The sequence below is a fragment of the Grimontia sp. AD028 genome, assembly GCF_000973155.1.
Classification (GTDB): Bacteria; Pseudomonadota; Gammaproteobacteria; order Enterobacterales; family Vibrionaceae; genus Enterovibrio; species Enterovibrio indicus.
In genome coordinates this window covers 1-15,979 of sequence record NZ_LASY01000136.1, presented here as the reverse complement: position 1 = coordinate 15,979, position 15,979 = coordinate 1, and the positions used below count along the sequence as shown (strand labels likewise).

Below are 15,979 nucleotides of genomic sequence, written 5' to 3'. Positions count from 1 at the left end.
TAGCGTCAACGTATCCATGTCCTTACCCCGATCATTCGACCGATTTGGTTTCCCATTCAGGGTAGTGTTCACGGATGTAGCGGTTTAACGCGATTTCTGCCGCGGTATAGGTACGTTTGGCTTTTTGTTCATGTGGTGCGTGGAGTGTTTCCACCATGCCTGCTCCCACCGTGATATTGGTGAGACGGTCAATCACAATGAACGCACCTGTTTTTTGGTTCAGGCTGTAGTTATCTGCCGCGACTGGTGCATTCAGGCGTAATTCCACTTTGCCGATTTCATTCAGTGCCAGTTCACTGGCAGACAGCGTTTCGAAGCTGTTGATATCGACTTTGTGTTCAATGCTGGTAATGCGACCTGTCACGTTATGACTGGCGAACTTGAAGTCATAGTCACGTTTGGTCTTCATCGTGTCCTGCGACATCCAGACAATGTTGGCACTCAAGCTGTCGGTCACGGTCGGTGCTGTGTCCTCATGAACCAGCATGTCGCCGCGGGAAATATCGATTTCGTCTGCCAAAGTCACAGTCACCGCATTTTTCGGCGCAACGGCATCGAGTTCACCGTCATAAGTCACAATCGACGTTACTGCGCTTTTCTGACCAGACGGCAGTGCCATGACGGTATCGCCTTTGCGCAGAATGCCGGAAGCCAATGTGCCGCAGTAACCACGGAAATCGAGGTTAGGGCGGTTCACGTACTGCACCGGGAAGCGCATCAAATCGAGGTTTTGGTCACGGCTGATTTCAACGCCTTCCAGCATCTCCATCAAAGAAGGCCCCTGGTACCATGGCATGTTTTCGCTGGCGCTGACCACGTTGTCGCCCGACAGCGCAGAAATAGGCACAAAGCGGACATCCTTGATACCGAGCTGGGAAGCCATCGCCTGATAATCGGCCTGAATGGACTCGAACACGGTTTGGTCAAAGTCGACCAAATCCATCTTGTTGATAGCAACCACCACATGACGAATACCCAGCAGGCTCACGATATAGCTGTGGCGTCGGGTCTGGGTCAGCAGCCCTTTACGTGCGTCGACCATCACGATCGCCAGTTCACAGTTGGATGCACCCGTCGCCATGTTACGGGTGTACTGCTCGTGTCCCGGACAGTCTGCGATGATGAACTTGCGTTTCTCGGTCGAGAAATAACGGTAGGCCACATCGATGGTGATGCCTTGTTCACGCTCCGATTGCAGGCCATCAACCAGCAGGGCCAAATCGAGAGCCTCACCGGCATTGCCCACACGAGCATTGTCTTTGTGCAGGCTGGTGAGGTGATCTTCAAAAATCAGTTTGGTATCAAACAGCAGTCGGCCAATCAGGGTCGACTTACCATCATCCACGCTGCCGCAGGTGAGCAGGCGCAGTAAATCCTTGTTTTCATGCTGATGAAGATAGGCTTCGATGTCCGATGCGATCAGCGATGAGCTATGACTCATGAGTCACTCCTTTAGCAGGCAAGCAAATGTTTAAATGGTTTTCGAGGCTTATGTTTTTTAGAAGTAGCCTTCGCGTTTTTTCTGCTCCATGGAGCCAGCCTGATCGTGATCAATCACACGGCCTTGTCGCTCTGATGTTTTGGTCAGCAGCATTTCCTGAATGATTTCCGGCAAGGTGGCGGCAGTCGATTCGACAGCGCCAGTCAGCGGATAACAACCCAGAGTGCGGAAGCGGACAGATTTCATTTCCGGCTTCTCGCCTTTTTCCAGTGGCATACGGTCGTCATCCACCATGATCAGCGTGCCATCGCGCTCTACCACTGGACGTTTCTCCGCAAAGTACAGCGGCACGATGTCGATGTTTTCCAGATAGATGTATTGCCAGATATCGAGCTCGGTCCAGTTGGAAAGTGGGAACACGCGGATGCTCTCACCTTTGTTCACGCGGCCGTTGTAAACGTCCCAAAGCTCCGGACGCTGGTTTTTTGGGTCCCAGCGGTGGTGTTTGTCGCGGAAGGAGTAAACCCGTTCTTTGGCGCGGCTTTTTTCTTCATCACGGCGCGCACCGCCGAAAGCGGCATCAAAGCCGTACTTATCCAGCGCCTGCTTCAGCGCCTGGGTTTTCATCACATCTGTATGCTTGGCACTACCATGTGTGAAAGGCCCCATGCCCATGTCCACGCCTTCCTGATTGATGTGAACCAGAAGATCGAGGCCATGACGCTTGGTGAACTCGTCACGGAAGGTAATCATTTCCTTGAACTTCCATGTCGTATCGACGTGAAGGAGCGGAAATGGCGGTTTACCCGGGTGAAAGGCTTTCATCGCAAGGTGGAGCATGACTGCCGAATCTTTACCGATGGAGTAAAGCATCACTGGGTTGTCGAACTCAGCCGCCACTTCCCTGATGATGTGTATAGACTCATTCTCAAGCTGTTTGAGATGGGTTTGGTTTAGCGAAATCTTGTCCACCATGGTCAGTCCTTTTTTTACGTATCCAGCGGGTAACGCTGGTGGAACGCATCAATAAAATCGTTAAGCAATTCAGCGGGCAGGGCGTTGATCCCCGCAGCCGCTTTTCGTCCGCCACCCGTAGGGAAAGCGGCTGCCAGTTCATCGGCACCGACGCGGTTTTTCAGCGGCGCGCGGATGCTGACCAGATAATTGCCGTCAGCCTTTGCCGTGATCACCGCATTGGCGACCTCCGGGTCACGGTTGGTTAAGTCGTTGGAATAAACCCCACTTATCCGTCGCGCCCAGGCTTCGTCCGGCAACATAAATACCCGTGAGCCAGTACGTTCTGAATAAGGGGTAATGGCTGCTGCTTTCTCGCTGTCGCCAGTAAAGCCATCTTCCAGCGTCGCATACACATCCGGACGCTCGGCAATAAAGTTGAAAGGCGAAGGATAAGCCGCCATCAAGCGGTATATTTCCGCTGGTGGGAACAGCAAATCACTGAGTGATGAGCCGTAACCGTTGTAGTTGAGATAGGTACCGAACTGCATCAATTTGACGCGGTCCTGATCGCACAGACCGGACTTTTTCGCCAGGGTATCGGCGGTGGCAATCATGTTGTCGCCGTAAGCGCCGACCAGCGCCCACTCCCGGTAACGGCCATCCAGCAGCTTGTCGACAATCAGGCTGGTACAGGTGTTGGCCGCGGTGTTGATGTGAGTGGTCAGTGACGGATGATCCGGCACCTCTCCCGGGTTGTGGTGATCGGCATAAAACACACGCACACCCTGGGTCAGTAAGTTATCCAGCGCTGCGCGGTTTTTTTCCATCGCTACGTCCAGCACCGTCACATCTTGTGCGACGGCAGGGTCGACTTGTTTTAACAGGGCGATATCGCGTTTTACCCCAGTGATCAGCACACTGTCTTTAGGGGTCGCGAGGCGAAGCTGGAGCAGGGCACAAATCCCATCGGCATCGCCGTTAAAAACATCAAAACTGGTTTTCATTTGTCTTGTTAATCCTTGTTCTGGAAGCGATTAACTCGCTTCCAATGTTTCGTCATCTTGTTTGTTATTATTGTAATAACCATAGTGCAGCTTGTATTTTTCCTCCGCATAGCGCGCAGAGAGTTGGTTAAGCACCACACCATCGATGGCGATGTCATGTCGAACAAGTTGGCTGATTGAACGGTTGACCTGTTTCTCAGTAGTCGCTTCCGCTTTGACTACCAGGATCATGCCGCCAGCCAGACGCCCCAGAATCAGACCATCACTCACGATCTGAACCGGTGGGGTATCGAGAATGATTCGGTCATAGCTTTGTTTCAGCTGATTGATGAGCGTCGTGAACTTGGTTGAGCCCAGAAGTTCCTGTGGATTGGATGGAAGCAGACCCGCAGGAAGAATATCGAGCTGCGTGTCTTCGTCGTGATAGATGCAGTCGGTGACCGGCATCCCCATGACCAGTACATTGCTCAATCCCGCCTGATTACGAGGCATTCCGTAGCGTTGTCCAATCGCCGGCATCCTCAAATCACAGTCAATCAGAAGCGTACGTTCCATTTTTGCCAGCGACTGGGCAAGGCTCATGGCAACCGTGGTTTTCCCTTCTGAAGGCAGGGAAGAGGTCACGGCCAGCACATTGCGTTGGCTGTTGGTCAGTGAGAGCAAAATAGAGGTGCGGATGGTGCGGACAGATTCACTGAACAGGGCTTCATCCGGATCAAGATAGATGGTGTGATCAAGCGGCGCGTTTTTGAAACGCTTTGCCTTCACGCGTGGCAGGTATCCCAGGTGCTGCAATCCCAGTTTCTCCTCAACATCGTCAGGTTTTTCAATGGTGTTGCGGTAAGCATCCGCTAAAAACGCACCGACGATACCGAGCAGCAGGGCGAATGCGGCGCTGATCACGATCAATTTGCCCGTCTGAGGGCTGGATGGATGTTGAGGGATAGTCGCACGATCCGTGAAGCGCGCGTTCACTGCATCGAAGTCACCAGCTACTGTGGTTTCTTTCTGGCGGTTCAGGAACAAATCGTAAAGCTGGCGGTTGGAGTCAACGTCGCGCTTGAGAGACTCGTACTGTGCACGTTTTGCACTGATGTTCTGGTAATCGCTCTTCTTGCTTTCAAGCTCTGCTGCCAGCGCGCGTTCTTGCTGACGTGCACTGTTCAGTTCTTTTTCAATGCCTTGCGCCAGATTATTGATCACCGAGTACATGCGCTCGCGGACCGAGTCCAACTGCGCCTGTGCCTGGATCATTTTGTCGTGTTTCGGGCCGTAACGTTTGGCAAGCTCTGACACCCTGCGTTCGGCGTCGGTTTCGGCGTTTTTCACGTCCCGAACCTGTGGGTGGTTGGATATTTCCGGCACTGTCATCAGGCTGCCGCTGGCGTTGTTCTTCAGTTGGTCAAACAGGCTTTGCGCTGCAACGCGACGCTCACGGGCTTCGTTGACGCGGATAGACAGGTTAGTGAGTTCTGAGCCTGCCAACTGGTCGATGTCATCAAGCTCAATCAGCCCTTCTTCTTTCAGGAAGTTGGTCAGGGCAAGCTCGGCAGCATCCAGATTGTCTTTCAGTTCGGTGAGGCGCTCGGTGATCCAGAACGAAGCGGTTTGGGTGGCCACCAAACGGGCTTCCAGATTGGACTCAATGTAAGCCTGACCAAGGGCATTGGCGACTTTCGCTGCCAGTTCTGGGTCGATCGAGCCAAAATGCACATGCACCAACTGGGTGTTGCGGATAGGCTCAATGGTCAGGTGTGATTTGAATTTGTTCAGTACGGCTTCACGTGCCGCTGCGTCATCCGCCATTTCTGATGGTGAAGGGGGCGTAGGTAAGAATTGCTGCAAAGGCCCAATTTGATAAAGGAAGCCGAGCAGTTTTTCGCGGCCTGAAAGCTCGCCAACCTCATTATTAAACTCGCGGATATTGGCAATACCCAGCTCATCAATCACTTTCTCCGCAATATGGTTGGAGCGAAGGATTTCAAACTGAGTCTGGTAATACTCTTTCTGGCTGGTATCGAGGGTATACACCTCTTCGATGGACACCGCTTTGTTGGCTTCTGATTCGATAAGCAGTGTTGCGGTCGCACGGTAAACCGGGGTTATAGCAAGGATCAGTATCGTTGCGATAAGGGTTACCGATGCCACAAACACAGCGATTGGAAGCCAATAACGCAAAATCACACCGGCATAGCGCTTGAGATCGAGGCGCGCTGGTTCACTGGCCGGGTTAGGCTCGATAAGTTTCATGATGTTAGTAGTCCTTTTAATCTTCCGTGCGCAAAAAAGAGCTGTATGGTTTGGCTGGCTTCTTTAAAAGAAGCTCTGATCCACAACGATAATGTCGCCGGGGCCAACAGCTTTTGACAGGCCAACGTTATTTTCTGTTTTGCCGCTCTTGGCTTCTGTCTGCTGAATTTTGTTTCTTGAGGCGCGATCCGTGAAACCGCCCGCAATCGCAATGGCTTTGCCAATAGTTAACCCAGGCTGATAGTCGTAACCGCCCGGATGATGTACCTCACCGTTCACGTAGAACTTACGGAACTTCATCACGTTAACCGTTACTTTAGGGTCAATTAGGTAGTCGCCTTTCAGCCCTCTTTGAATGATTTCCTGTAGTTGTCCTACGGTTTTTCCTGCTGCTTCCAACCTGCCGAGATAGGGATAATCAAATCGCCCACGGGTGCTGAGAAGGATGTCCATGGAGAGGTCTTCCTCGCCATACACTTTGATAGAAATCCAGTCACCGTCGTCTAGCACGTATTGCTCGTTGTCAGCGTATGCGGTGACTGAAAATGTCAGCAGGGCTAAACAAATAAAGAAAAAGCGTCTGATCACAGACTTACCTCCATGCCGATAAAGAATCGTGTTTGATCGTAACTGTAACCAGGCTGCGTCGAATCGCGCTCAAACCAACCAATGCCGGCGGATACATCCCACCAACGGGCAATGCTGTATGTCGCACTGACATCGAACTGGCTGTCGTCATCTTCGCGGATACCCGGATAGTCATTGGTTCCATACCTAGCGGAGGCTGTCGTTGTCACTAATGGGGTCCATTTATGTTCCCAGTCGATCTTGATGGATCGATCTTTTACGTAATCGGCTTCGAGGTTTGGGTCTCGGGCAAAATCAAGCCCTTCAAGGCGAAACTCGCTATAATCGGTCGGCTTCCAACTGAGGTTTAATTTCCAGCTGAAGCCCTGGAAGTTTTCCCGTTGGCCACTTTTGAAATCTTTATTCTGGAAGCCAAGCAGGAGTCGGCCCTGTGTCTTACCCGTCACGTCCCAGTCAAGCCCACCATATAGGGCTGTATTGTTGCTGTCGCGCGTGCCACCTGGACCAGTAAATACATGGTCATAGCTACGGATTTCGTGGTTGAACACTGTGACAGCATGGAAATAGCTGGAGACGGCGTAATAAAACTCACCGGCGATATAAGGTTGATCCCAGTTGTAGAACTTGGTGTCGACGGTAACCCCGTTGGTGCGAACAAACACTTCTTCGTCGTAGTCTTTCGCCTCAAAGCCAATAATGCCGACCAAGCGACCCGGTGCACCGGCCGCGCCATAGACGTAGCGTGCATAAGCATCATGGCGGCGGAAACGCAGTGGTTCATCCACTCGGAGGCTGGAGCCTTCGGTCAGCCCCGTTCCTCGTGCTTCACTGGTAACGCTGTATTTGTAGTCCAGATGCAGGCGGTGGCGGATATCGAACAGCCAGAATCCATAACCGTGCAGATTGTGGTTAACGTAGTTGTCTTCGCTGCTGTCGGTAAAACTCACTGCATCCAGCGTGTAATCCAACTGGTATGCAGAGCGACGGGTTTCAAACTGCGCCATGACTTTGGGAGAAATACGGTACATTGCTGAGCCGACAGGGTTCGTTTCCGTCCGGCGAACGTTGTCATCGTGACCCGCATTGATTTCCAGCGTCGGAATGATGTCGATGCCATCTTCCGTCTGATAAGGAAAGGGTTCGATGGCCAACGCCGAAACGGGAATGGCACCTACAAAACAAAACAATAAGTTACGGCTTTTCACTTATCTCTCCCTAGTACGCCGTTTTGCCGACAAAGCCTTTGAACACGGTGGCGAACACAATCTTGATGTCCATCCACAGTGACCAGTTCTGGATATATTCCAAATCGAACTGGATGCGTTTTTCCATTTTGTCCAGCGTGTCGGTCTCGCCACGGTAACCATTGATCTGTGCCCAGCCAGTAATGCCTGGCTTCACTTTATGGCGCAGCATGTAGCGGTCGACGATGGCGCGGTACTGCTCGTTATGCGCCACTGCGTGAGGGCGTGGGCCGACGATTGACATTCGTCCTTGCAGCACATTGAAAAACTGCGGCAGTTCATCGAGTGATGTGCGGCGGATGAAGGCGCCAAAAGGGGTCACGCGTGGGTCATTCTTGGTGGCCTGTTTCACATCGTCACCGTTGTCCATCACTGACATGGAGCGGAACTTCCATACATTGATTTTGCTGCCGTCCAGACCGTAGCGGTGTTGTTTGAAAATGATGGGACCCGGCGAAGAAAACTTCACGCCAATGGCAACTGCCAACAGCACCGGTGAAATCAGGATGATGATAAGCAGAGACAGTACGATGTCTTCCAGACGCTTTGCCCATGCTGCAATCCCACTGAATGGTGTGTCATGCACACTCAGGGTGTGAACATGGCCAATGGTCTGCCAACGGCTGTGCAGCAAGTTGTAGGTAAAGAAGTCAGGCACCAGATAGGTGGTCGCCGTGGTGTCGGCAAATTGGTTCAGGTAACGGGCAATGCGGTCTTTGGCGTGCATCGGCATCGCAATGTAGACATGCTGCAATTCCCCTTTACGAGCCAGTTCCAGCGCTTCATGAACTTTACCCAGCATAGGAGCAGGCAGAGAGCCTTCAACGCGATCGCTGCTGCGGTCTTCATAGAAACCCAACAGCGAAATACCGAGCGTGTGGTTGCGCTGGAATTCTTGCGCTAGTTCAATGCCATTTGCTGTGGTGCCTATGATCACGGCACTGCGGGTATTAAAGCCATGGTTGCGCAGTCGGCTAAGTGCAGCCCGTGCGATGAAACGCCAAAGCACAAGACCTACTGCCGTACCGGTAAACCACAGCGTCATGACAACCCGGGAAAACTCGATACCGCTTTTCGAAAAGAAGAAGTAAGCCACGAGGAGCAAGCAGGCACCGCACCATGGCAACAAGGTGGCGACCATTTGTCCTTGGAAGTTGCTGATACGCCAAGAACGGTAAAGGTGGGAGCTTTCAGCAAACAGCAAATAAAAAATACAGATTAGTGTAGCAAGGTGCAACCAGGCCTCACTGACTGAACCGAGGTAGAGCTGGCTAACAATTGCGAGTGTGCCGCTGATAACGGCCAAGTCACACAGTCTATAGAGGATGGCAAACTCTGCGCCGTGTGTGCGAATTTTTCTACTGTCCATGCTTTCAACTCTTCTTTTGTGAGCAGCCCCTTTCCGAGCACGTGTTTATTTCATTTCTTATATTTAAAAAGTAAACCACGCATTCCAAGCTCGCTAGCTTAGGTTTGACTTTCAACCAATTGCGTATCTCGCGATTTCTGAGGTGTAAGTAAACCAGTATGCGATTAGTCAGAGAAGATGAAGTTTGTCCGATTTTGTTATGTGACATTTGTACTTCCCTGTCATTACGCTATTTAAAGGACTATCAATATCTGTTGAGAAATGCAGACAGCACGAGACTTTCATTCCAAAAGTGCCAGCTTCCTGTATCGATATTTAGACTTCGCGATGAAAAGGTAAGTGGCTCATTTCAGCGAAATTTAAAAAGCAATCATCACCACTCAGCCTTAAGAATGAAAAAAGACTGAGTGATGATTGACGGTGATCACTGTTCTCGAAATGCGCGATTGAAGCTTTCTGTCAGTGGCTTGAGCAAATATTCGATTGGAGTGCGTGGTTCAGTCAGGAGCATCACTTCTGCCTGCATTCCCGGATACAGCTCAATGCCTTCCAGAATATCGCTCACGTTATCAATGAGTTTGACCCGGGCAAGGTAGTAAGCGAGCCCGGATTGTTCATCCACCAACCGGTCTGCCGAGACGGTAATCAGCTCTCCATCCAGCGGTTTCACGCTTCGCATGCTCAGGGCTGTCAAGCGGATCTGCGCTTTCATGCCGGATCGCACCTGATCAATGTCAGAAGGATCCACCTTGGCTTCGATCACCAGCCCTTCATTGCTGGGTACGATGTCAAGCAGTGGCTGTCCTGGAGTGATAACCCCTTCTTCCGAAAAGACCTGAAGATTGAGTACGGTGCCGGACAAAGGCGCAGAAATTGTGGTGCGGTTAAGGATGTCTTTGGCCGCGGAGATCTGCTCGTCAAGCTCGTAACTCTCCTGACGGCTTTCACGCAGCCCTTCAACAATCTCTTTGATACGCTCAAGTTCTTGCTCTTTGAGCTGTGCTTGGCTTTCCGCTACGTTTTGAGCCAATCGGCTCGCATTGGCCTGCAACTGGCTGATGGTGCTGAGGATCTGGGCTTCTTCACGTTCCAGCCTTAACACCTGGGTCTTACTAACAAAGCCTTTTTCAGCCAGTTGGCGGTTGCCAGAAATTTCTTCACCAATGATTGAAAGTCGGCGTTTTTCTATTTCCAGCCGTTTTCTTTGGCCTTCCAGCTCTGCTTTGTTCTGCGCCAGCTGCTTGGTGATGATTTCTTTCTGCGACTCAGAGAAGCCACGGCGGGCCTCGAAAATGCGAACCTGGTTGGTCAGCAGCTCCTCCACCCGAGGGTTATCTCGAACATCCTCCAACGCTTCCGGAAAAGTAATGGCATCGAGATTGTCCCGTTCCGCAATAAGTCGCGCTTCACGCGCTGAGGCATTGCGCTGACGAGAAGTGAGCTGTTCGAGCTGGGCGTGTGACTGGGTTTTGTCGAGATAGATCAGCGGTTGGCCTTTCTCGACCGTTGCTCCTTCGGTCACCAGCAGTTTTTCGATGATGCCACCTTCTAGGTGCTGCACCGTTTTGCGCTGGCTGTCGACGGTGACCACACCTTGGGCAATCGACGCGCCTTCGAGTGGGCTGAAGACAGACCAAATACCAAAGGTGCCAAAAAACAGGGCGACAGAACCGAAACCCACGATGATTAAGCGTTTTAGTGATGGGATCTCATTCATTGCTGGCCTCCTTTCTGAGCGATAGCGGCACTTTGCTCAAGGAGCGGTTTTAATACTTCATCACGTTCACCGAAGGCGCGGATTTGCGCATCCTGAAGCACTAACAGTTTGTCCATTGACTGCATCATGCTGGGGCGGTGACCGACCAAAACAATGGTGGCTTTACGTGATTTGAGGTACGTGATCGCACGTTGCAGTGCTGCTTCACCCACGCCATCGAGGTTGGCGTTGGCTTCGTCCAGTACCACAAGGCTCGGGTCGCCATAAAGGGCGCGGGCAAGGGCGATACGTTGACGTTCTCCCCCGGAAAGTCCGAGACCACGTTCACCGACTACCGTGTCATAACCTTTTGACTGGCGAAGGATAAGTTCGTGGCATCCGGCGAGTTTAGCTGCATGGATCACCATGTCGGGCTCACCTTCTGACATCCGCGCAATGTTTTGGCGAATGGTACCGGGGAAGAGCTCAACGTCCTGCGGCAGATAGCCACAGTGTGGGCCTAAATCGTCCGGGTCCCATTTGGCGACATCCATATTATCCAGTCGGATAGTCCCGGCGGTCGGCGTTAAGTTGCCGAGCATCAGGCGTGCCAGCGTCGACTTGCCGGTACCGGAAGGACCGATGATGCCAAGTGCTTCACCGGGTTGCAGTTTGAAGTTGATGCCATGAAGCACCGGCTCAGCGCCGCCTGGGTGGAAATAAGTGACTTTCTCTACGGAAATCTGGCCTTTTGGCTTCGGTAGCGGCATCGATTTCGCGCGTTCTGGGAAAGCGGGAATCTGATCTTTCAGGCGTTGATAGCTTTGGCGCGCAGAAATCGCCGTGCCCCAGGCACTGATAGATTGTTCAACCGGTGCCAGTGCACGTGCCATCAAAATAGAGCCTGCAATCATGGCACCTGCGGTGAGTTCATTTTGAATCACCAGATACGCGCCCACACCCAGCATCGCAATCTGAAGCAGCATACGGATGAACTTGGAGGCTGCGGTGAGCATTGCCCCTTTTGAATTCGCCGTCACTTGTCCCTGAATGCTTTCGCTGTTGAGGGCCGTCCAGCTGCGGATAAAGTTAGGCATGATACCCATGGCTTCAATCGCATCGGCGTTACGCGCAGCAGATTCAGCCTGTTGCATCGCCACAATTGAGGCTTCATTGGCTTTTTTGTGCGCTTGGCGGGTCGCTAAGTCATTGATGATCGCAATGGCAAACAAGACCAGCGCCCCGGCGGTGGCAATGATGCCGAGTATTGGGTGAAGCAGGAATACAAACGCGAGGAATACCGGTGTCCATGGCGCATCCAGCGCGGGAATGATGGCATTACCACCAATGAAGGCACGCACTGCAGCAATGTCACGAAGACTTTGCACAGAAGCCGAAAGCCCCTGGCGCAGTTGCAGGGCAATACTGCCGCTCAGAATATCGGGAGACAGGCTTTCATCAAACCAGGCGCCAATACGCACCATGATTCTGCTGCGCACATTCTCCAATACCGCCATGGTTAACAGGGCGAAGATGGTGATGCTGCTGAGCAGTAACAAGGTGTCGACGGAGCGTGAACTGATCACCCGGTCATAGATTTGGAGCATGTAGATGGGCACGCACAGCACCAGCAAGTTGATGATGAAGCTGAAGGCGACAACGAACACCAATGCTTTTTTGCATTGCCCGAGAGTGGTTTCTAATTGCTTTTGTGTAGTGAGAGACATGTTATATCCGATGACGTTGCATCGCTATACGTATGGATACAGCCACGTAGCGAAGGCTATGGATCGACAGACCCTGTGAACCCCAAAAAAAACAACCAGCATAAAAAGATACTGGTTGTTTTGAGTATAGCTTGCCTAAATTAGACGATAGTAAAGTCGTCTGCAGACAGGTCTGTCGCAGTGATGTTATTGAGCGTAAAGCTTGAACCGTCGGCCAGATTGACCACTGTGTTATTACCCACTTGGGTAATGTCCAGCGTGTCAAAAGAGGTATCGCCAGTAGAGCGGATAAGCAAAGTGTCGATGCCGATTTCAAAATCAACAACACGATCTGAGCCCGTACCTTGGCCTAGCAGGTTATGGAAAACGAAGGTATCAGCACCTTCACCACCGAAGAGGAAGTCATTGCCAGTGCCGCTGAACAACCAGTCATCACCGTCGCCGCCGTAAAGGTAGTCGTTACCGCTGTTCGCATACAGCTTGTCGTTACCTTCACCGCCTAGCAGTGTATCGTCGCCTTCGCCGCCTTGAAGATTGTCTTCACCAACGCCGCCACGCAATACATCATTGCCTTCACCGCCTCTCAGCTGGTCGTCGCCTTTACCACCGATCAAGAGATCGTTACCAGCACCACCAACGATGAGATCATCGCCGCTGAAGCCTACAATGCGATCATCGCCATCCAGGCCATTGATCACATCAGCGTCATTAGTTCCTTCCAGTGTGTCTGGATTATCTGTTCCTAAAATGTCAGCCATTTTTTATTCGTCCTTTGATACTACCTACCCTTGTCCTAAGATGTGGAAGCTTAAAAAGAGCGCCACATCTGCGACTGGCAGACAGGTATGACCTCGCCTGACTAGCCGCGCTATCACTTTGCAGGAAATCGAAAGAGAAAAATGTCTCATTAGTGATTTGATGAGCGAGATTACTGTCTGATCTCTACGACAGATTTGTGTCTGGAATGTGGGGTAGGTGTCGTGGTGTTTTATGAAAAAGACCCAATGTAAAAACGGCAGCAACCTAGGTTGCTGCCGGAGAAATGATGGGTAAGAGGAGTGTTAGATGATTTGGAAGTCACTTGCTGAGAGATCATCAACGTCGATGCCGTTGAGAATCACAGTAGAGCCATCAGCCAAATTGAGGTGAGTGTTAAAGCCGACTTGCGTCAGGCTCAGAGAGCCGAAGTCGGTATCACCGGTTGCCCGTATCCAAATCAGGTCAGTCCCGATTTCAAAGTCGGTAATGCGATCATTACCAGTGCCGTTGCCAAGGATGTTGTCGAACATAAAGACATCGGCACCAGCACCGCCAAACAGGAAGTCGTCTCCCGTACCGCTGATCAGGGCATCGTCACCGTCACCACCGAACAACACATTGTTTCCTTCACGGGCGTAAAGGAGATCGTTTCCAATGCCCCCATTGAGGACATCATCCCCTTTGCCGCCGAAGAGAATATCGTCACCGCTACCGCCGGCGACATAATCATTACCTTCACCGCCACGGACAAAGTCATTGCCCGCACCACCGGTTATCCAATCGTCGCCTTTACCGCCATAGACCACGTCATCACCACCAAAACCAACGATGACATCGTCTTCGAAAAAGCCGATCAGTAAATCATCATCATTCGTACCGACAAAATCGTCGGGCAGATCTGTTCCTAAGATTATGTTCATAGTGCTAACCCTCTGTATTTGAGATTACCTTTGTCAGATGGGGATGCGTACGTCGACGAGTGAATAGATGTGTCCTCGCATCAGTGCGAACGGCAGTGGGCGGGCTTAATATAGGTATGTTTTGAGATGGCCAACTCTCACATCGCACCTTTCATTGTGAAGGACTAATGAAGACTGAGATGTCTCAGTTGTGACAGAATATGAGAACTCGCTAATTAAGCTGTCAGCCCAGTTAACATCGAGTCTTAGAGGGGAGAGTGTTCACTGCAGGGTATACCTGAAAAGAGGGATAAAACCTGCAGTGAGTGAGACAAGGTGTAAAGAGATTAGCCTTGGTAATCCAAGCCAATGACAGACAGATTATTTTTGGCCCAGAATACGGCTTGAACTCGGTTCTTCACGTTAATCTTTTTGAAGATGTTGTAAAGGTGCGATTTGACGGTGTGTTCAGACACAAACAGGCTGTCAGCAATTTCACTGTTAGAGGCACCAGTGACCAGCTTGCGAAGGATTTGCTGCTCGCGGTTAGTCAGGCAAATTTCAGAGTAATCAATCGCGCTGTTATTGTTTTGCTGGTAGTAGTGAATGAGCTCAGCCAGTTTTTGACGCGGCAACCAGTATTCACCAGACAGCATCTTTTCAATGCCGTGACACAGGTGTTCGAGATCATCCTCTTTTTTGAATACGCCTTTAATGAACGGCCAGCTAGCCAATTCTTTTGCGGAGAGATCGTGTGCGTTAAACAGGGCAAAGACATGCTGCTCGCTAAAAGGAGCCAGGCTTTGTTTGACGAAACTGACGGTGTCACCTTCGAAGGCGCTAAGGTCAATCAACACCAGACCGGAGGATGTAGAGAGTTTCTCACTGATTTCTTGCTTCTCTACCAAAGACACAGCGCTTTTAATTTCCTTCTCAAGGCATGAAATCAACGCAGTGATGGTCATGCTCGGCTCTGAGACGAGGAGTATCGTGTATTTGTCTGAGGTGGTCTCGATGTTATGCATGTGTATCCCTAAATGCCTGTAACTGTGCGATTTGCATCTTTCCGGTTGTACACCAGTTTATGAAAATGCATTCGCAGCATTCTAAAGCTCTATCACAAAGCAATTCGTATCATTTTTAGAACTTGCAACCGAAGCTTTGTGTGTAAAACGCGCCCAAACTCATTGTTAGTCTAATACAATTTGTTTTCGAACGCCGATTTCTGCGTAAGAGAATTCATTCTTATATAGTAGATTTCATCAGGTTGCATTCAGTCACAGTAACGGCATTAAAGATTGTGACGATTTTTTTTGCTTCTGTTATCATCGCCGTTTACCGTCACCCACGTGATCAATAAATAAAGGTTTGGGAGCACAATATGGCCAGCCGTGGAGTAAACAAAGTTATCTTGATTGGCAACTTGGGTAACGATCCTGAAGTTCGCTATCTGCCGAATGGCGGTGCGGTTGCCAATTTGACTGTTGCAACCTCAGAAACGTGGCGCGACAAAAACACCGGTGAAAACAAGGAAATGACCGAGTGGCACCGTGTGGTAATGTACCGTCGCCTGGCTGAAATAGCGGGTGAATACCTGAAGAAAGGTTCAAAAGTGTACCTGGAAGGCCGCCTGCAAACCCGTAAGTGGCAAGGTCAGGACGGTCAGGACCGTTACACAACTGAAATCGTTGCTAACGAAATGCAAATGCTGGACAGCCGTGCCGGTGGTGGCATGGGTCAAGGTGCACCAATGCAGCAGCAACCACAGCAAGGCGGTTGGGGTCAGCCACAGCAACCTCAGCAGTCTAACTACCAGCCGCAGCAACAACAGCCTGTACACCAGCAGCCGCCTCAACAACAGGCGCCTCAGCAGTACAACGAATTGCCAGATTTCGACGACGACATCCCGTTTTAATCGACGCGATATTATCGAATCTGCACAACCCCGCTTCTTGCGGGGTTTGTTTTATCTGGCACTTTATACCAATCGTAGTAAATATCTGCTCATCCTAGCTTGTTAAAATGCTCGATAACTGCGTTGAAAA

13 protein-coding genes are annotated in these 15,979 nt (G+C 51.0%); 1 reads left to right on the top strand and 12 read right to left on the bottom strand.

What is annotated here, in order from left to right; genetic code table 11:
* Positions 1-31 precede the first annotated feature (31 nt).
* From cysN to RN22_RS21950, 12 genes are all read right to left on the bottom strand, one after another.
* Complete coding sequence (gene cysN / locus RN22_RS22005) at positions 32-1,441, bottom strand: sulfate adenylyltransferase subunit CysN (protein WP_046307788.1); 1,410 nt, start codon at positions 1,439-1,441, stop codon at positions 32-34.
* Between the two features lie 57 nt (positions 1,442-1,498).
* On the bottom strand, positions 1,499-2,416 hold the full coding sequence (gene cysD, locus RN22_RS22000) for a sulfate adenylyltransferase subunit CysD (protein ID WP_002541258.1): 918 nt from the start codon (positions 2,414-2,416) through the stop codon (positions 1,499-1,501).
* Between the two features lie 14 nt (positions 2,417-2,430).
* The gene (locus tag RN22_RS21995; RefSeq protein ID WP_046307786.1) at positions 2,431-3,402 is read right to left on the bottom strand and encodes a DHH family phosphoesterase; all 972 of its coding nucleotides are present in this window, start codon (positions 3,400-3,402) and stop codon (positions 2,431-2,433) included.
* A 30-nt stretch (positions 3,403-3,432) separates the two neighbouring features.
* Positions 3,433-5,652: a polysaccharide biosynthesis tyrosine autokinase gene (locus RN22_RS21990; protein WP_002541256.1), complete on the bottom strand. Its 2,220-nt coding sequence runs from the start codon at positions 5,650-5,652 to the stop codon at positions 3,433-3,435.
* A 63-nt stretch (positions 5,653-5,715) separates the two neighbouring features.
* On the bottom strand, positions 5,716-6,240 hold the full coding sequence (locus RN22_RS21985; RefSeq protein WP_002541255.1) for a polysaccharide biosynthesis/export family protein: 525 nt from the start codon (positions 6,238-6,240) through the stop codon (positions 5,716-5,718).
* Positions 6,237-7,445, bottom strand: a complete 1,209-nt coding sequence (locus RN22_RS21980; RefSeq protein ID WP_046307784.1) for an outer membrane beta-barrel protein — start codon at positions 7,443-7,445, stop codon at positions 6,237-6,239. The genes RN22_RS21985 and RN22_RS21980 overlap by 4 nt, the downstream gene beginning before the upstream one ends.
* Positions 7,446-7,455: 10 nt before the next feature.
* Positions 7,456-8,853, bottom strand: coding sequence for an undecaprenyl-phosphate glucose phosphotransferase (locus RN22_RS21975; RefSeq protein WP_046307782.1), 1,398 nt, complete (start codon positions 8,851-8,853; stop codon positions 7,456-7,458).
* Between the two features lie 424 nt (positions 8,854-9,277).
* Positions 9,278-10,570: an HlyD family type I secretion periplasmic adaptor subunit gene (locus tag RN22_RS21970; protein ID WP_046307780.1), complete on the bottom strand. Its 1,293-nt coding sequence runs from the start codon at positions 10,568-10,570 to the stop codon at positions 9,278-9,280.
* Positions 10,567-12,276 carry a type I secretion system permease/ATPase gene (locus RN22_RS21965; protein ID WP_046307778.1) on the bottom strand — a complete coding sequence of 570 codons (1,710 nt, stop codon included), beginning with the start codon at positions 12,274-12,276 and terminating at the stop codon, positions 10,567-10,569. The genes RN22_RS21970 and RN22_RS21965 overlap by 4 nt, the downstream gene beginning before the upstream one ends.
* A 140-nt stretch (positions 12,277-12,416) precedes the next feature.
* Positions 12,417-13,034: a calcium-binding protein gene (locus RN22_RS21960; RefSeq protein ID WP_002541250.1), complete on the bottom strand. Its 618-nt coding sequence runs from the start codon at positions 13,032-13,034 to the stop codon at positions 12,417-12,419.
* A 303-nt stretch (positions 13,035-13,337) separates the two neighbouring features.
* Positions 13,338-13,955, bottom strand: a complete 618-nt coding sequence (locus tag RN22_RS21955) for a calcium-binding protein (RefSeq protein ID WP_046307776.1) — start codon at positions 13,953-13,955, stop codon at positions 13,338-13,340.
* A gap of 326 nt (positions 13,956-14,281) precedes the next feature.
* Positions 14,282-14,959, bottom strand: coding sequence for a LuxR C-terminal-related transcriptional regulator (locus RN22_RS21950; protein ID WP_002541248.1), 678 nt, complete (start codon positions 14,957-14,959; stop codon positions 14,282-14,284).
* Positions 14,960-15,315: 356 nt separating this feature from the next.
* On the opposite strand from RN22_RS21950, the gene RN22_RS21945 reads away from it, so the two are divergent.
* Positions 15,316-15,849 carry a single-stranded DNA-binding protein gene (locus RN22_RS21945; protein ID WP_046307774.1) on the top strand — a complete coding sequence of 178 codons (534 nt, stop codon included), beginning with the start codon at positions 15,316-15,318 and terminating at the stop codon, positions 15,847-15,849.
* Positions 15,850-15,979: the final 130 nt, after the last annotated feature.